General features: G+C 68.4%; 16 protein-coding genes and 1 pseudogene. 8 read left to right on the top strand and 9 right to left on the bottom strand.

Features of this window, described 5'->3' with window-relative positions; genetic code table 11:
- Window positions 1-19: 19 nt before the first annotated feature.
- Together CWS39_RS23450 and CWS39_RS23445 are read left to right on the top strand one after the other, a co-directional pair.
- Window positions 20-988: a sensor histidine kinase gene (locus tag CWS39_RS23450; RefSeq protein WP_102145310.1), complete on the top strand. Its 969-nt coding sequence runs from the start codon at window positions 20-22 to the stop codon at window positions 986-988.
- Window positions 988-1,635 (top strand): response regulator, encoded by a 648-nt coding sequence (locus CWS39_RS23445; protein WP_102145293.1) that lies wholly within the window; start codon window positions 988-990, stop codon window positions 1,633-1,635. Before CWS39_RS23450 ends, CWS39_RS23445 begins: the two co-directional genes overlap by 1 nt.
- On the opposite strand, the gene CWS39_RS23440 is transcribed toward CWS39_RS23445, so the two are convergent.
- Window positions 1,622-2,122: an SRPBCC family protein gene (locus CWS39_RS23440; RefSeq protein WP_233213649.1), complete on the bottom strand. Its 501-nt coding sequence runs from the start codon at window positions 2,120-2,122 to the stop codon at window positions 1,622-1,624. The two genes, CWS39_RS23445 and CWS39_RS23440, sit on opposite strands and share 14 nt — an antisense overlap.
- A complete protein-coding gene (locus CWS39_RS23435) occupies window positions 2,119-2,490 on the bottom strand; it encodes a hypothetical protein (RefSeq protein ID WP_102145292.1) in 372 nt (123 codons plus the stop codon). The genes CWS39_RS23440 and CWS39_RS23435 overlap by 4 nt, the downstream gene beginning before the upstream one ends.
- Before the next feature lie 21 nt (window positions 2,491-2,511).
- On the opposite strand from CWS39_RS23435, the gene CWS39_RS23430 reads away from it, so the two are divergent.
- Window positions 2,512-3,108, top strand: a complete 597-nt coding sequence (locus tag CWS39_RS23430) for a TetR family transcriptional regulator (protein ID WP_102145291.1) — start codon at window positions 2,512-2,514, stop codon at window positions 3,106-3,108.
- Here CWS39_RS23430 and CWS39_RS23425 read toward each other — a convergent pair.
- The 6 genes from CWS39_RS23425 to CWS39_RS23400 form a co-directional block, all read right to left on the bottom strand.
- A complete protein-coding gene (locus CWS39_RS23425) occupies window positions 3,082-3,513 on the bottom strand; it encodes a DUF1707 domain-containing protein (RefSeq protein WP_102145290.1) in 432 nt (143 codons plus the stop codon). The two genes, CWS39_RS23430 and CWS39_RS23425, sit on opposite strands and share 27 nt — an antisense overlap.
- Before the next feature lie 280 nt (window positions 3,514-3,793).
- Window positions 3,794-5,998 carry an AAA family ATPase gene (locus tag CWS39_RS23420; protein WP_102145308.1) on the bottom strand — a complete coding sequence of 735 codons (2,205 nt, stop codon included), beginning with the start codon at window positions 5,996-5,998 and terminating at the stop codon, window positions 3,794-3,796.
- A 1-nt stretch (window position 5,999) separates the two neighbouring features.
- A complete protein-coding gene (pssA, locus tag CWS39_RS23415) occupies window positions 6,000-6,863 on the bottom strand; it encodes a CDP-diacylglycerol--serine O-phosphatidyltransferase (RefSeq protein ID WP_102145289.1) in 864 nt (287 codons plus the stop codon).
- Complete coding sequence (locus tag CWS39_RS23410) at window positions 6,860-7,558, bottom strand: phosphatidylserine decarboxylase (RefSeq protein WP_102145288.1); 699 nt, start codon at window positions 7,556-7,558, stop codon at window positions 6,860-6,862. Before CWS39_RS23410 ends, pssA begins: the two co-directional genes overlap by 4 nt.
- Before the next feature lie 22 nt (window positions 7,559-7,580).
- A complete protein-coding gene (gene moeA, locus CWS39_RS23405) occupies window positions 7,581-8,780 on the bottom strand; it encodes a molybdopterin molybdotransferase MoeA (protein WP_102145287.1) in 1,200 nt (399 codons plus the stop codon).
- Complete coding sequence (locus CWS39_RS23400; RefSeq protein WP_102145286.1) at window positions 8,780-9,697, bottom strand: SDR family NAD(P)-dependent oxidoreductase; 918 nt, start codon at window positions 9,695-9,697, stop codon at window positions 8,780-8,782. Before CWS39_RS23400 ends, moeA begins: the two co-directional genes overlap by 1 nt.
- Window positions 9,698-9,759: 62 nt before the next feature.
- Here CWS39_RS23400 and CWS39_RS23395 point away from each other — a divergent pair, with 62 nt between their 5' ends.
- From CWS39_RS23395 to CWS39_RS23375, 5 genes are all read left to right on the top strand, one after another.
- Entirely contained in the window at window positions 9,760-10,749 is a 990-nt protein-coding gene (locus tag CWS39_RS23395) for an HAD family hydrolase (RefSeq protein ID WP_102145285.1), read from the top strand.
- Window positions 10,746-11,228: a PH domain-containing protein gene (locus tag CWS39_RS23390; RefSeq protein ID WP_102145284.1), complete on the top strand. Its 483-nt coding sequence runs from the start codon at window positions 10,746-10,748 to the stop codon at window positions 11,226-11,228. The genes CWS39_RS23395 and CWS39_RS23390 overlap by 4 nt, the downstream gene beginning before the upstream one ends.
- 41 nt (window positions 11,229-11,269) lie before the next feature.
- Window positions 11,270-12,688, top strand: a complete 1,419-nt coding sequence (locus CWS39_RS23385) for a PH domain-containing protein (protein WP_102145307.1) — start codon at window positions 11,270-11,272, stop codon at window positions 12,686-12,688.
- Between the two features lie 163 nt (window positions 12,689-12,851).
- Window positions 12,852-13,667 carry an HAD-IIA family hydrolase gene (locus tag CWS39_RS23380; protein ID WP_102145283.1) on the top strand — a complete coding sequence of 272 codons (816 nt, stop codon included), beginning with the start codon at window positions 12,852-12,854 and terminating at the stop codon, window positions 13,665-13,667.
- Window positions 13,668-13,762: 95 nt separating this feature from the next.
- On the top strand, window positions 13,763-14,098 hold the full coding sequence (locus CWS39_RS23375) for a hypothetical protein (RefSeq protein ID WP_102145282.1): 336 nt from the start codon (window positions 13,763-13,765) through the stop codon (window positions 14,096-14,098).
- A gap of 158 nt (window positions 14,099-14,256) precedes the next feature.
- Here CWS39_RS23375 and CWS39_RS23370 read toward each other — a convergent pair.
- A pseudogene (locus CWS39_RS23370) lies at window positions 14,257-16,037 on the bottom strand (DEAD/DEAH box helicase).
- Between the last annotated feature and the right edge of the window lie 66 nt (window positions 16,038-16,103).

Raw genomic sequence — 16,103 nt, 5'->3', positions numbered from 1 at the left:
GCGGATCAGGCTGAAAGGTATGAAACGAGCGCGAACCCCGGCGGCCGCGCTGTTCCGGCGGGTGTTTCTGATCAACGGCTTGATCTTTACGCTCGGCACGTTGATTTTGGCGTTGTCGCCGGCAACGGTGTCGGCGCGCATCAAGCTCACCGAAATCCCGGTGCTGATGGTCGGATTGGCAATCATCTTGACCGCGAACGGGCTGCTCCTGCGTACCAGTCTTGCCCCACTGGATCGGCTCGCCGCGTCCATGCGGCGGGTCGATCCGCCAAGGCGTAGCGACCGCGTCGACGACCGGAACAGTGGCGATCTGCACCACCTCATCACGTCCTTCAACGCGATGTTGGATCGTCTCGAGTCGGAACGGACTTCTGCCAGTGCGACGGCATTAGCGGCGCAGGAAAACGAGCGGCAGCGAATCGCCAGGGAACTGCACGACGAGATCGGGCAGTCGTTGACCGTTGCATTGCTGACCCTCAAACGCGCCGTCGACCGTGCTCCCGCGGCGATTCGCGCCGAACTCCAGGACACGCAGGAGACCGTGCGTGCGAGCCTCGATGAGGTGCGAAGCATCGCCCGCCGGCTGCGTCCTGACGCGCTCGACGACCTCGGCCTACAGAGTGCCCTTACCGCGTTGTGCAACGAGTTCGCCCAGGCCACCGGAATCGCCGTGGTGAAACATGTTGTGCCGCAGACGGATCGGCTCAAACCTGAAGTTGAACTCGTCTGCTACCGCATCGCCCAGGAAAGCTTGACCAATGTCGCGCGCCATGCGGACGCTCGCAAGGTCTGGCTTGACTTGCACGTCACCGCCGATCGTTTGACGCTTCGGATCGCCGACGACGGCAAGGGTGGCGTCGCGATGGAGGGTGCGGGGATCAGCGGCATGCGGGAGCGCGCCCTGCTGGTGAACGCGGACTTGACGATCAGCTCGCCGCCGGGCGAAGGCACCGAGGTACGGCTGGTCATCCCGCTGCGGAGCGACTGATGCCGGCCCGGGTGCTGCTGGCCGACGACCACGCGCTGGTGCGCAGCGGATTGCGAATGATCATCGACGCCGAACCCGACCTGCAGGTGGTGGCGGAGGCGGCCGACGGGCACCAGGCGCTGGCGGCGCTGGACGAGACGCCGGCCGACCTCGCCATCCTCGACATCGCGATGCCGCGCATGACCGGGCTGCAGGCGGCGCGGGAAATCAACAAGGCGCACCCGCGTGTACGGATCTTGATGCTGTCGATGTACGACAACGAGCAGTACTTCTTCGAAGCGCTCAGGGCCGGCGCGTCCGGCTACGTGCTGAAGTCCGTCGCCGACCGCGATCTGCTCGAGGCGTGCCGGGCGACGTTGCGGGGCGAGCCGTTTCTGTATGCCGGGGCGGTGACGGCGCTGATTCGCGACTATCTCCATCGGGCACGCCACGGCGATGCGCTGCCGGAGAACATACTCACGCCGCGTGAGGAGGAGGTGCTCAAGTTGATCGCCGAGGGATACTCGACGCGCGAAATTGCGACGACCTTAGGCATCAGCATCAAGACGGTCGACCGGCATCGGACCAACATCTTGGCCAAACTCGGCCTACGCGACCGTTTGGCGTTGACCCGCTACGCGATCCGCGCCGGGCTCATCGAGCCTTGACGGCCGCCTCGCGCTCGGCCAGCTCCTTCAGCGTGAGGAGCTGTTTGCGCATCATCACCAGGTCGCCGACCGCGAGCAGCTGGCCGAGGAGGCGCGGCCCGTCGAACAGCACCCGCACATGCAGGCGGGAGCCGTGGCCCTGAGGTGTGACCGCGTAGGTGACGACGACGTCCTTGGCCCGCAGCGTGATGTGCTCACCGTCGACGAATGACTCCAGCGTGAACATCGACATGAATCGTTGCCCGGTTTCGAGGCGCGTCAGTTGGGGATCGCGTTGACGCGGGCTGCGGCGGCCGACGTTGTCGAGAAGGTCATAGCTATAGGGCGCCGCGCGCAACTGACACAGCCAGGCGAACACGATGTGTGGCGGCGCGTCGATGCTGATGGCGCGGTCGGCACGCGTGCCCGCGTTCGGGGCCAACGCGTCGCACGGCATGCCCGCGGCGAGTTCGCACGGGGCGGCGCCCCAATTGCAGCCGAGGTTCACGACGCTACCGCCGCAACGCGTTTGAGCATCCGCCGCACGACGATGCGGTGCCCGCCACTACCGATGACCAGAGCGCGATACAGCTTCCCATGCAGACCTGGAAACGCTGCCCAGGTTCCCGCCCGCAGCCGGGTGCGCCGTGGCCCGTCGTCGTCAAGTTCGAACACGAGCCGGTAGATCGAGAACGGGTGGCGGCCCTTCAGCGCGAACCGCTCGCGGGGTGTCGCTTCGTCGAGGGCGAAGCCGATGGGCACCGTGTTCGGGTCCTTCGGGTTGCGGCACATCACTTGCAGCAGCGCCGCCCATGTTTGTGCGCGGTCGGCGGGGACCGATATGGCATGCTCATCGATATAGGGCAATCGTTTCATATAGAAGGACTGTACTAGATCATGGCGCCTCCCCGGAAGCACGAGACGGATGTGATCCTCGACGCCACACGGGCCTTGGTGCTTGCCGACGGGCCGCGTGCGGCCAGCGTCGCTGCGATCGCCAAGGCCAGCGGCGCGCCGGCCGGCACGCTGTATCACCGGTTCGGCAATCGCAATGGCGTGGTTACCGCGGCCTGGCTGCGCGCGCTCGAACGCTTCCAATCGCGGGCGATGGCCGCCGACGGGGACACGGCGCAGGAGGTCGCGGTCGCAATGGCGGTGTCGGCGGTGAGCTTCGCGCGGGAACTGCCCGAGGATGCGCGGCTGTTGTTGACGATCCGGCCAGCCGATCTGCTCGACGGGGGGCCCGACGCGGCCTTCGAGCAGACGCTGGCCGCGATGAACGCGCCTCTGATCGAACGTGTCACGGGCTTGGCCCGAGAGCTCTACGGCCGCAGCAGTTCACGCAATCTCGACGCCGTCACCAGGGCCGTCGTGGACCTGCCATACGCGGTGGTGCGCCGCCACGCCTATGACGAGGCCATGCCGACGTGGCTCGAGCCGGACGTGGCGGCGGCGGTGCGAGCGTTGCTATCCGCGTACCCGGCACATCGTTGATCGCACGGGAAGGACGTGCGACACCACGCCGATGCCCCAACCGAGAATTGGCCAGATCGGCCAGAAGTACCACGCGCCCGTGCTGACGGCGACGGCCAGCCAGATCGCCAGCATGAGCGCGACGCCGGCGAGGTAGGCGCCGACGTGGATCTGCATGCCGCGACGAGCGGCCCTGCGCCGGGCGGCCTGACGTCGCGGATCGTTGCTCTTCAGCCGGGCGACGGGCAGATCGGCGACCAGTGCCCGCAGCTCTGCGGTGGTGTGCGCGCCGAACGCGGTCTGCAGCCGCTCCTCGTACTCAGGCATCGTGAGATAGCCCTGGGCAAGCGCCTGACCGAGCAGGTCGGCGGTCTTCTCGCGGTCGCGGTCCCCGGCCCGGACGCCGGCATCGGTGGCGGTAGCCATTGCTGCACCTCCCACATCTTGACACTGTCAAGTTGATGATGCCATCTGCAACTTGTCACTGTCAAGATATATTTCCGGGCGTTTCACTATGCGGCTGTGGCGAAGAAGTTCGAGTGGAGCAAGCCGTCGCCGCAGAGTCGACGCCATCGGGTTGACTGGAACCGCGACCGCCACCATCCCGCTGACTGTGCGATCTGATACGCCCACCACGGCGCGTCGCGTATGAAACCGCACACTCGGCGCGGGCGGCGAGAGCGCGGGCGGCGAGAGCGCCGGGCGGTTACCGCCCGGCGGCAAAGGCCCGCAGCGACTCCACCTGAATCGGATCCAGCGACGGCCGCACCGCTTCGCGGGCCTTGGCCACGTCGGCAGCGGTGACGTCAGCGGCGTCGATCGAGCGCCGCATGGCCGTCAGCGCCGCCTCCCGTAACAACGCGACACAATCCGCGGCGCTGTAGCCATCCAGCTCCCCGGCCAGCGCATCGAGGTCGACGTCGTCGCTCAGCGGGATCGATTTGCCTGCGGTGCGCAGGATTTCGCGACGCGCCTCGGCATCGGGCGGTTCGACGAACACCAGCTTCTCCAGCCGGCCCGGCCGCAGCAGCGCCGGATCGATCAGGTCCGGCCGGTTGGTGGCGCCGAGCACCACCACATCGCGCAGCGGCTCGATGCCGTCGAGCTCGGTCAGCAGCGACGCCACCACCCGATCAGTCACCCCAGAGTCGAAGCTCTGTCCGCGACGCGGCGCCATCGCATCGATCTCGTCGAGGAAGACCAGCGACGGCGCCGAGTCGCGGGCGCGCCGAAACAGTTCGCGCACAGCCTTTTCCGACGAGCCGACCCACTTGTCCATCAACTCGGCGCCTTTGACCGAATGCACCGACAACCGGCCCGAGCTGGCCAGCGCGCGCACCACATAGGTCTTGCCGCAGCCCGGCGGCCCGTACAGCAGCACCCCGCGCGGCGGCTCGACACCCAGCCGGGCGAATGTGTCGGGATGCTGCAGCGGCCACAGCACCGCCTCGGTCAGCGCCTGTTTGGTGTCGGCCATATCGCCGACGTCGTCGAGGGTGACCGCGCCGACCGACACCTCCTCGGTGGCCGACCGCGACAGCGGGCGGATCACCGTCAGCGCGCCGGTCAGATCCTCCTGCTGAAGCGCCGGCGGGTTGCCGTCGGCGCTGGCCCGGGCGGCGGCCCGCAACGCGGCCTCGCGCACCAGCGCGGACAAATCGGCGACGACGAAACCCGGTGTACGCCCGGCGATTTCCTCGAGCTCGAGCCCCGACGCGGGTACATCGCGCAGCAGCACCTCCAGCAGCTGCTTGCGAGTCGCCGCGTCGGGCAGCATGAGGCCCAGCTCCCGGTCGCACAGATCGGGGGTCCGCAGCCGGGGATCCAAATTGTCCGGCACCGCAGACGTCGCGATGAATGCCACCCCGCGGGTGGCCACGGCGTCGCGCAGTTCGTTGAGGATCAGCGTCGCCACCGGTTCGGCGGGCATCGGCAGCAGCGCGTCGACGTCGGTGATCAGCAGCACGCCACCGCCGTCGCGCACCGTTCCCACCGCCGATGACACCCGCGCCAACCGGTCCTCGGCCCGCAGCGCGCCGACCTCGGGGCCGTCCAGCTCCACCAGCCGCCGCCCGGCGCACACGGTGCGGACCATGGTGGCCTTGCCGACGCCGGCGGGGCCCGACACAAGCACACCGAGATTGGCTGTGGCGCCCAGTGTTTCGAGCAGCTTAGGCTCGTCGAGAGCAAGCTTGAGCCATTCGGTGAGGCGCCCGGCCTGCGCGTGGGCGCCTTTGAGGTCGTCGTAGCTGATGGTGGCGGACGCCGTCGCCGCGGTGACGGTGGCTTGACCGACGCCGACGTCGGCCGGCGCGCTCGGGGTCACTCCGTCACCCCAGCTGACCGACGAATTCGGTTGCACGCTCACGGTTCCGGCGGGGTCGACGCCGGTGACCGTCAGCAGTTCGGAGGTCCAGGTGATGCCGACCGCCGAGGCCAGCGCGGTGGTGGCCGCCGACGTCGAGGTGCCGGGGCCGAGGTCGCGCGGCAGCAGCGACACCGTGTCGCCGACCGTCAGCACCTTGCCCAGCAAGGCCTGACGCAGTGTCGCCGGCGTGATCGACTGCGTGGCCAGCTTCGACCCGGACAGTGTCACCGATCGCGCGCCGTACACCGTCACCGGCGCCACCAGCACCGTGGCGTCCTCCCGCAGCCCGGCATTGGACAGGGTGACGTCGTCGAGCAACGCCACGCCGGCCGGTGTGCCCGCGGGCGCGACGCCGACGACCGCGGCGGTGGTTCGCGAGCCGGTCAACGACACCGCATCCCATTCCCGGATGCCTAGGGCGGCAATGGCTTCGGGATGCAGCCGGACCACCCCGCGGCGGGTGTCCAGCGCAGAGGTGTTGAGGCGGGCGGTCAACCTGAGATGGCTGATCGGTGGTTCCTCGGCCACATCGGTCTCCGTCATGTCAGCGGCCCGGTCGGCGCAGTCCGAGGCGCGCGACCGACCGGCGGTGCGGTTGGGTGCGCCGGATCTCACGGCGGGTGGCGCGCCGTATCGCACGGCGTTCCTGCGGTTTGTCGTTCCAGGTCTCGGGGTGCGCCGCCACCCAGCGGTTGCTGCGCACGGCGAATGGAATGTGGATGACGTAGGCGGCGATGATGACGAGAATCACGATGTAGCCGTACAGAATTGAGGCGGCCACGCCGATCGCCAACAGCGCCAGCAGCGGCACCACCATGTTGGGCGGCACCGCGAACGTGTGGACCTTGCGCATCGGAATGGTGCTCACCACCAGCAGCGAGACCCCGATCATCCAGATCGACACCGCCCACTCCGACGTCCACCAGCCCTCGCCGAACTGCATCTTCGCGGCCAGCGGCCCGATCGCGCCGATCGCGCCGGCCGGCGCGGGCATGCCGACGAAGAACTCCTTGGTGTAGGCGGGCAGTTCTTCTTCGAGCATCGCGTTGAACCGGGCCAGCCGCAGCACGATGCACACCGCGTACAGCAGCACCACGATCCAGCCCACCCGCGACTGCGACAGCAACGTCGCGTAGACGATAAACGCCGGTGCCACACCGAAATTCACGGCGTCGGCCAGCGAATCGATCTCCTCGCCCATCTTCGAGGTGGCCTTGAGCATGCGCGCGATGCGCCCGTCGAGCGCGTCGAGGATCGCGGCGACGGCAAGGAACGCCATCGCCTCGGTGGGCCGGTTGTCCAGCGCCATCTTCACCGACGACAAGCCCAGGCAGATCGCGGCCACCGTCATCGCGCTGGGCAGCATGCGCACGCTGACGACGCGCGTCTTGATGCGGGGTTTGATCATGGCAGCTCGGCCAGAACGGTTTCGCCGGCCAACGCCCGCTGCCCGACCGTGACAAGGATGTTCGAGCCCGCGGGCAGGTAGGTGTCCAGCCGCGAGCCGTACCGGATCAATCCGTAGGTGTCGCCGATCGCGAGTTTGTCGCCGACCTTGGCGTCACACACGATGCGACGGGCGATCAGGCCCGCGATCTGCACGGCGATCACCTGGGCGCCTTCCGGTGTCCGGATCACGATGCTGTTGCGTTCGTTGTCCTCACTGGCGGCGGCCATGTCGGCCGAGCCGAAGAGCCCCGGCCGGTGCTGCGCCGCCACCACCTCACCGCCGATCGGGGCGCGCTGCACGTGCGCGTCGAGCACCGACAGGAAGATGCTGACGCGGGGCAGCGGCGCGTCGGGCAGCCCGAGCTCGGCCGGCGGCGAGGCCTCCTCGATGAGGCAGATGAGCCCGTCGGCGGGGGCAACCACCAGGCCCGGGCGGGTCGGCGGGACGCGGGGCGGATGACGGAAGAACGCCGCTTGGGCGCCGGCCGCCAGCAGGCCGGTGCGGCGCAGCCAGGTGTGCTTGCGGCCCAGCGCGGCGACCGCCAGGCCGGCCCCGACAAACGGCAGACCCGCGGGATGCATCGGCGGGACGGCGGAACGGACCAGCGCCACAAGGCGTTCTGGGCCTGTCTTGAGGTCTGGGCGTCTGGCCATCGTGCAGCGATTCTACGGGTGCCTAGCCCGCCGACAGGTCCCACACAGTGACCTGCGATCCGGCCGTCAATTCGGCCACCTCCTCGTCAATTTCCAGCAGACAGTTCGCCGACGCCAGCCAACGCAGATGATGCGAGGCGGGCGGGCCGTAGCTGACGACGGTGTCAGTCGCCGGATCGAGCACGCCGCGGCGGAATTGCCGTTTGCCCTTCGGCGAGGTGAGGTCCTCGTTGAGCACGGCTTGGCGGCGTGGGCGGTCGGGTTGGGCGACGCCCATCGCCGCCCGCAGCGGCGAGCGTATGAACACCTCGAAGGACACCAGCGCGCTCACCGGATTGCCCGGCAACGTGATGATCGGGGTATCGCCTATCCGGCCCGCGCCCTGCGGCATGCCCGGCTGCATGGCGACCTTGACGAAATCGACCTCGCCGCCCAACGCGTCCTTGACCACCTCGTACGCGCCTGCGCTGACGCCGCCCGTGGTGATGATCAGATCGGCCTCGGTGGCATAGCGGGACAACGTGTTTCGGAAGGCGTCGACGTCGTCGCCGGTCATCGGCGCGGCCACCACGTGACCGCCGGCGTCGCGCACCGCCGCCGCGAGCATCACCGCGTTGGACTCGTAGATCTGCCCGGGCTGCAGTGGCGTGCCGGGCGCCACCAGCTCAGAGCCGGTCGACATCACCAGAACCCGTTGCCGCGGAACGACCGTCAGTTCAGCCAAACCCAGTGCCGCAGCCAGCCCTAGCGCGGCCGGGGTGACGACCTGTCCCGCGCGCAGCACCGTGGTGCCCGCCGTGACGTCCTCGCCGGCGCGGCGGATGTGCTGGCCGGGTTTGGCGGCGGCGCGGATCGCCACGGTGTCGACGCCGCCGTCGGTGGCCTCCACGGGCACCACCGCCGTCGCGCCGGACGGCACCGGAGCGCCCGTCATGATCCGGTGCGCCGTACCGGGTTTCAGAATGAGCCGATCGGTGCGCCCGGCCGGAATGTCTTCGGCGACCGGCAACCGCACGGTGTTTTCCATTGTGGCCGAGGCGATGTCGTCGGCGACGACGGCGTACCCGTCCATCGCGGAGTTGTCGAATCCGGGCAGCGACAGCGGTGCTTCCACATCACCGGCGAGCACCAGACCGAGCGCGTCGGCCAGCGGCAGCGGCTCCGGCGGCCGGGGGGCGATGAGGTCGGCGACGACGCGCCGGTGCAGTTCGACGGAGCGCATCAGACCGGATAAGTCACGCCGGTCAGCTCTTCGGACACCTGCCAGAGCCGACGCTGCAGGTCGGGATCGTGCGACTTCTTCGTGGACTCAACGCGTTTCGGATGGCCCCGCTGCTCGGCGAAGCCGTCGGGGCCGTAGTACTCGGCGTTGCGCACGGCCGGATCGGTCGCGGCGCGCAGCGTCGGCAGCGCCCCCATCGCGGCGCTTTGCGCTATCAGCCCCCAGATGAGGTCGGTGGCCGGGCGCAGGAAACTGGGCAGGTTGCGCGTCAGCTCGGTGTTGGAACCGCCGGGGTGGGCGGCGACGGCGATCGTCGGGGCACCCTTGGCGGCGAGCCGCCGCGCCAGCTCGTAGGTGAACAGCAGGTTGGCCAGTTTGGACTGGCTGTAGGCGGCGAAGCGGTTGTAACCGCGCTCGGCGTTGAGGTCGTCGAAGTTGATCCGGCCCGCGCGGTGGCCCTGACTGCTGATGGTCACGACGCGGGAGCCCTCGACCGGCAGCAGGTTGTCGAGCAGTTGGCCCGTCAGCGCGAAGTGCCCGAGGTGGTTGGTGCCGAACTGCAGCTCGAAACCGTCCTGGGTGCGCTGCAGTGGCGTGTACATGACGCCGGCGTTGTTGATCAGCAAATCGATGCGCGGGAAGGTGGCGCGCAGCTCGTCGGCGGCCTTGCGGATGCTGTCCAACGACGTCAGGTCGAGTTCCTGCACGGAGACGACGGCATTCGGGCTCGTGGCGAGGATGCGTGCCTTGGCGTCGTTGCCCTTGTCCACGTTGCGCACCGCGAGCACCACGTGCGCACCCTTGTCGGCGAGGACGGCGGCGGCCTCATATCCGATGCCGGTGTTGGCGCCGGTGATGACGGCGACGCGGTCGGACTGATCGGGCACATCGTCCGCGGTCCATTTGTCAGCGCTCATAGGAATGAACATACGGAACGCGGTCGCTGGACGTCGTGCGGATGGCATAGCAGTGTGGAGCCATGCGAGCCGTTGCGGGATTGCTGCTGGCCCTACTACTGGCGCTTGCGGGATGCGCGCCTGACGGCGGTACCGATCCGCTGTCGCTGTGGAACGACACCGCCGCCAAAGCGTCGATCACTGAGTTCGTCGAGCGGGTGACGACACCGGGCGACGACTTCGTCGCCGAGACCGATCGCGTCGCGGTGTTCGACAACGACGGAACCCTGTGGGCGGAGGCGCCGGTGCCGTTCCAATTGGCGTACGCGCTGGATGAGGTAAAGCGCCGGGCGGCCAGCGAGCCGCAGGTGGCCGCCGACCCCATGGTGCAGGCCGCGCTGCGCGGTGACGTCGCCGCCCTGATGGCCGGTGACCGCCACGACGGGCTGATGCGCATTCTGGGGCTCACCCACCTGGGCATGACCACCGACGAATTCGCCAAGCGAGTGGAGGACTGGATGGCCACCGCGCGCCATCCCCGTTTCGACCGGCCGTATGACCAGCTCACCTATCAGCCGCAGCAGCAGCTGCTGCAGTACTTGCGGGACAACGGTTTTCGCACGTACATCGTGTCGGGTGGTGGTGCGGACTTCATGCGGGTGTTCTCGCAGCGGGTGTATGGCATTCCGCCCGAACAGGTCGTCGGGTCGACGGCCACAGTCAAGTTCGAAATGCGGGACGGCCAGCCGGTTCTCGTCAAGACTGCCGACTACGTCTTCGTCGACGACAAGGCCGGCAAGCCCGCCGGGATTCACCAGTTCATCGGCCGTCGGCCGATCCTCGCTGTCGGCAACAGCGACGGTGATCAGGCCATGTTGGAGTACACCACGATCGGCAATCCGCGGCCGAATCTCGGTGTGCTGGTTCATCACACCGACGCCGAGCGTGAGTACGCCTATGACGCCCACCCGCCCGCGACGGGCAAGCTGGTGACGGCGCTTCAGGAGGCGGGGCCGGCGGGCTGGGTCGTCGTCGACATGAAGAACGACTGGAACGAGGTGTTCGCCGAATGAATCTGGTGGATCCGGCGAATCCCCCGAGCCGCAAGGCGCCGATCGTGTGGGCGGTCGGCGCGGCAATCCCCTGGCTGGTGTTGGTGATCGCGCAATTGGTGTGGTTCACGCTGGCCGGTCAGTTGATGTGGGTGCATTGGCTTGCGATGGCGGCGACGCTGGTCGGCATCGTGGTTTCCGTTGTGGTGGCTCCGTTGTGGCGGTATCGCGTGCACCGCTGGGATATCAGCCCAGAGGCGGTGTATACCCGCACGGGTTGGCTGGTGCAGGAACGCCGGATCGCCCCGATTTCGCGGGTGCAGACCGTCGATACGCAGCGCGGGCCGCTGGACCGGTTGTTCGGGTTGGCCAATGTCACGGTGACGACGGCGTCGTCGGCCGGGGCGGTGCGCATCGTCGCGTTGGATTCCGAGGTGGCCGACCGCGTCGTCGCGCAACTCACCGACATCGCGGCGCTCGGCGAGCAGGACGCGACGTGACCGTTCAGTCGGATGTCGGGTGGCATCGGCTGAGCCCGCGCATGCTGCTGGTGCATCCGGTGCACGAGGTGCTGCGGCAGATCCCGCTTCTTGTCGGCTCGGTGGTGTTGGGCTCGGCGACCGGTAACCCGCTGTGGACGTTGTTCGGCGTGGCGCTGATCGTCGGATACGGGTTGGCCCGCTGGTTCACCACGACGTACCACATCGGGCCCGACGACGTTCAACTGCGTACCGGCGTGCTGCAACGCAAAGTGCTGTCGGTGCCGCGCAACAGGATTCGGTCGGTGTCCACCGATGCCAGGCTGCTGCACCGGTTGCTCGGGCTGACCGTCCTGAAGGTCAGCACCGGGCAAGAAGCCACCGGCGACACGGAATTCGAGCTGGACGCGGTCGAGGCCGAACGGGTGCCGCAGTTGCGCGCCATCCTGCTGGCGGACTCGTTGGTCGTTTCCGATGAGGCGGCCCCGCCGGGGCGAGAACTGGCCCGCTGGGACCCGTCATGGCTGCGTTACAGTCCGCTGAGCTTCACCGGCCTGGCCATGATCCTGGCCGCGGTCGGGCTGGTGTATCAGGCGGGAATCGGTGCGGCGCTGGAGGATTCGCAGCTGGCACGGTCCGGACTCGACGCCGCCGAGCGCTTCGGCGTCGCGGCCAGTGTGGCGCTCTTGGTGGTCGTGGTGCTGGTGCTGTCGGTGGTGTTGTCGGTGCTGCGGTCGTTGGTGACGTACGGAAACCTGGTGCTGCGCCGCGACGCCGATGTTCTGCATTTGGAGCACGGGCTGCTGCGGCTGCGCCAGCACACGTTCGACATGCGGCGGCTGCGCGGGGGAACGCTGCGTGAGCCGTTGCTGGTGCGGCTGTTCGGCGGTGCGCGACTGGATGCGGTGATGACCGGTGTGGGCGGTGCGGGGGAGGCGTCGGTGTTGTTGCCGCCGTGCCCGGCGCACACCGCCCAATGGGTGTTGACGGAGTTGATCAACCGGCCCGACGCGGTGACCGGCCCGCTGCGCCCGCATGGGCCGGTCGCCACGCGGCGGCGGTGGACGCGCGCGCTGCTGGGGCCGGCGGTGCTGGCCGTGGTGTTGGGTGTGCTGGCCGCGCCGCTGTGGGTGTGGCCGCTCTGGGCGGTGCTCGTCGGGTGTTGTGCGCTGCTGGCGTTCGACCGCTCGCGGTCGCTGGGGCATCGGGTGGGCGACGGGTGGCTCGTCGCGCGCACGGGCAGTCTGCAGCGGCGACGCGATTGCATCGCGACCGCGGGGATCATCGGCTGGACGGTGCGCCAGACGTTCTTTCAGCGCCGGGCCGGGGTGGCGACGCTGATCGCGGCGACGGCCGCGGGGGTGAAGAGCTATCAGGTGATCGACGTGCCCGCCGAGTGGGCGTGGGCGATCGCGGGTACGGCGTCGCCGTGGGTGGCTGACAGCGCGTGGGTCCGCGGTGAGCACTCCGCCCCTAACTAGTTGCGGTGCCCGGCTACGCGCGACAAAGTCGCTGGATGCATTGACGCCCTAAGTTCTCAGCGACTTTGTCGCGCGTATGCGGGCACGCGAACACATGCATGGGCGGAGCGCATGAGGCTGGCGATTTACGCGATCGGAACACACTAGGTTTACTGTCGGCAACATGGCGATCGGTGGTGTGCTGTTCGACATCGATGGCGTGCTGGTGACCTCGTGGAAGCCCATCGAGGGCGCGGCCGAGACCTTGCAAGTGCTGGCGGACAACCAGATTGCATGCTCGTATCTGACCAACACCACCACCCGCACCCGCGTGCAGATCGCCGAACTGCTGACCGAGGCGGGCATGGCAGTGCACGCCGACGAAGTGATCACCGCGGCGGTGCTGACGGCGGAGTACGTCCGCAACCGCTATCCGGACGCGCGATGCTTCCTGGTCAACAGCGGTGAGATCGCCGATGACATGGCGGGCATCGACATCGTCTACTCCACCGAGTTCAGCGGCCCGAAGACGCCCGAAGCTCCGGATGTGGTGCTGCTCGGTGGCGCCGGCCCGGAGTTCAACCACCTCACCCTGTCGTGGGTGTACGACTGGATGGCTCAGGGCGTGCCCGTCGTCGCGATGCATCGCAGCACCGCGTGGAACACCGCCGACGGGTTGCGCATCGACACCGGCACGTATCTGATCGGCCTGGAGGAGGCGACCGGCCGCAAGGCCACCGCCGTCGGCAAGCCGGCGCCGGAAGGGTTTCTGGCGGCGGCGAGCCGACTCGGCGTCGACCCCGACGAGATGTACATGATCGGCGACGACCTCAACAACGACGTGCTCGCCGCGCAGGTCGTCGGGATGACCGGTGTGCTGGTGCGCACGGGCAAGTTCCGCCAGGAGACGTTGGACCGTTGGGCCGCAGACGAATACGCGATGCAGCCCAACCACGTCATCGACTCGGTGGCCGACCTGCCGCAACTGCTGGGTCTGTGACGACGAGTTTTCGCGCCGCGAGGGTCTACATTCCGTGACTGAAGAACATAAAAAAGCCAGCATCGACGTCGACGCGCCGGTCCAGAGTATTCGACGTGCTGGCGGATCCCTCGACACACGCCGCGATGCCTGAACCGGTGCGCAAGATCGGGATATCGGGCAAGCCACCAACCCTTCCTGCCGGCGGGGCCGGGCACCGATCTGCAGGCGGCGTTGTCCCCGGCGGCGGATTCGTCCTTGCTCGCACCCGCCCGGAACCCGTTGCCGCGCCGCCGCGCTCGAGCACGGTCACCAGCCCCGACAGCCCGGGCAGTGTCATCAACTCGACGCTCGCCGACGTTCGTACACAAGGCAATCTGCTCATCCAGGATCGAACCGTGACGGGTGATACGGCACCAGGGCTGCGATGCCAGCACACCCTGGGCGTGTGATCCAACGTCGTCGCAGAGGCGGTGGTATGCGACGACACCAACATCGGTGATCAATCGCAGCGAATCGTCCAGGAGATCTTGGCCAACGCGCAACGCGTCTAACCCTTTCGCGATTTCGGCGCGCTGGGTCGCGCTCACCGCGACTGCGCGCGCCGAAATCACGCTTGCAGTGTGCGCACCGCCTCGATGCGGGCCTTCAGTTGCTCCGTCGTCGCCGCCGCCACCGGTGGGCCGCCGCAGATCCGGCGCAATTCGTTGTGAATCCAGCCGTGCGGCTTACCGGTGCGATGGTGGGCCAGCGACACCAGCGTGTTGAGCTCGCGGCGCAGTTCGCGGATCTGCCCGTGTGTGGTCCGCGGCGGCGGCGTCTCTCCAGTGGCTGTCCGCTTCGTCAGCTGCTCTTCTTGCCTGCGCCGCAACAGGTCTCGCATCTGCTCGGCGTCCAGCAGCCCGGGGATGCCCAGATAGTCGGCCTCCTCGTCGCTGCCGGCGGGAGTCGCGGTGCCGAATGACGAGCCGTCGAAGATCACCTGGTCCAGTTCGGCGTCGGCGCCCAACGACTCGAAGCCGTTGTCCAGTTCGCTTGGCTCGCTCTGCTTGCGCTCGGCGGCGGCGAACTCGTCGGCCGGTTCGCGATCCGGTTTACCGAGGACGTGATCGCGCTGGGCTTCCATCTCGCTGGCGAGCAGCAGCAGATTGGGCACCGACGGCAGGAAAATGCTGGCCGTCTCGCCGGGACGACGCGACCGGACGAACCGTCCGACCGCCTGGGCGAAGAACAACGGCGTCGACGCACTCGTCGCATACACGCCGACGGACAGTCGCGGCACGTCGACACCTTCGGAGACCATCCGCACCGCGACCAGCCAGCGACTGCTGCCCGCCGCGAATTGACTGATGCGGTCGGACGACCCGGGGTCGTCGGACAGCACGACCGTCGGCTCCTCACCGGTGATCGTGGCCAGCAGTTTGGCGTAGGCACGCGCGGCGGTCTGATCCGAGGCGATGACCATGCCACCGGCATCAGGCACGTGCTGGCGCTTCTGCTGCAGGCGCTTGTCGGCCGCGGCGATGACCGCGGGCATCCACTCGCCGGCCGGGTTCAGCGCGGTGCGCCACGCGCGGGCCGTCTGCTCGGCATNTGCTGCAGGCGCTTGTCGGCCGCGGCGATGACCGCGGGCATCCACTCGCCGGCCGGGTTCAGCGCGGTGCGCCACGCGCGGGCCGTCTGCTCGGCATTCAGCGGCTCGCCCAGCCGCGCCGAGTGCTCCTCGCCGGCGCTGTCGCGCCAGCGCGCCTCGCCGGAGTAGGCCAAAAACACCACTGGGCGCACGACGCCGTCGGCCAGCGCCTCGGAGTAGCCATAGACGTGGTCGGCCTTCGAGCGCTGAAGGCCGTTCTCGTCGGGCTCGTAGGTGACGAACGGGATCGGGCTGTCGTCGCTGCGAAACGGGGTGCCCGTCAGCGCCAGTCGGCGAGTGGCGTCGCTGAACGCCTCACGGATCGCCTCACCCCAGCTCTTGGCGTCGCCGCCGTGGTGGATCTCGTCGAAGATGACCAGCGTGCGACGGTTCTCGGTGCGCACGCGGTGGCGGGTCGGGTGGCTGGCGACCTGGGCGTAGGTGACGACGACGCCGTGGTACTCCTCCGACGTCTGGGCGTCGGAGTTGCTGAACTTCGGGTCCAGCGCCATGCCGACGCGGGATGCGGCCAGCGCCCACTGGTTCTTGAGGTGTTCGGTCGGCACGACGACGGTGACGCGCTCGACGGTGCCGTCGGCCAACAGCTCGCCGGCCACACGTAGGGCAAACGCTGTCTTACCTGCGCCAGGGGTGGCGACGGTCAGGAAATCGCGCGGTTTGTCGGCAAGATACCGAACCAATGCCCGACGCTGCCAGCCCCGCAAAGCCTGGGTGTCGGGCGCAGCATTTGCCCGCACCCAAGACTCCTCACTGATCGAGGAGCAGTCTAGCGCAAGGGATTACGGCTGCGCACCCGCCACCGT

The organism is Mycobacterium hubeiense (assembly GCF_002838065.1).
GTDB lineage: Bacteria > Actinomycetota > Actinomycetes > Mycobacteriales > Mycobacteriaceae > Mycobacterium > Mycobacterium hubeiense.
This window is presented reverse-complemented; position numbering and strand designations above follow the sequence as displayed.

Bases quoted from the DNA above. Each gene is read 5' to 3' on its own strand.
- CWS39_RS23430 (WP_102145291.1), top strand. From the start codon at position 2,512: ATGGCGCCTCCCCGGAAGCACGAGACGGATGTGATCCTCGACGCCACA.
- moeA (WP_102145287.1), bottom strand. From the start codon at position 8,780: ATGCGCTCCGTCGAACTGCACCGGCGCGTCGTCGCCGACCTCATCGCC.
- CWS39_RS23380 (WP_102145283.1), top strand. From the start codon at position 12,852: ATGGCGATCGGTGGTGTGCTGTTCGACATCGATGGCGTGCTGGTGACC.
- CWS39_RS23435 (WP_102145292.1), bottom strand. From the start codon at position 2,490: ATGAAACGATTGCCCTATATCGATGAGCATGCCATATCGGTCCCCGCC.
- CWS39_RS23450 (WP_102145310.1), top strand. From the start codon at position 20: ATGAAACGAGCGCGAACCCCGGCGGCCGCGCTGTTCCGGCGGGTGTTT.
- pssA (WP_102145289.1), bottom strand. From the start codon at position 6,863: ATGATCAAACCCCGCATCAAGACGCGCGTCGTCAGCGTGCGCATGCTG.
- CWS39_RS23410 (WP_102145288.1), bottom strand. From the start codon at position 7,558: ATGGCCAGACGCCCAGACCTCAAGACAGGCCCAGAACGCCTTGTGGCG.
- CWS39_RS23420 (WP_102145308.1), bottom strand. From the start codon at position 5,998: ATGACGGAGACCGATGTGGCCGAGGAACCACCGATCAGCCATCTCAGG.
- CWS39_RS23445 (WP_102145293.1), top strand. From the start codon at position 988: ATGCCGGCCCGGGTGCTGCTGGCCGACGACCACGCGCTGGTGCGCAGC.
- CWS39_RS23395 (WP_102145285.1), top strand. From the start codon at position 9,760: ATGCGAGCCGTTGCGGGATTGCTGCTGGCCCTACTACTGGCGCTTGCG.
- CWS39_RS23425 (WP_102145290.1), bottom strand. From the start codon at position 3,513: ATGGCTACCGCCACCGATGCCGGCGTCCGGGCCGGGGACCGCGACCGC.
- CWS39_RS23400 (WP_102145286.1), bottom strand. From the start codon at position 9,697: ATGAGCGCTGACAAATGGACCGCGGACGATGTGCCCGATCAGTCCGAC.
- CWS39_RS23385 (WP_102145307.1), top strand. From the start codon at position 11,270: ATGCTGCTGGTGCATCCGGTGCACGAGGTGCTGCGGCAGATCCCGCTT.
- CWS39_RS23390 (WP_102145284.1), top strand. From the start codon at position 10,746: ATGAATCTGGTGGATCCGGCGAATCCCCCGAGCCGCAAGGCGCCGATC.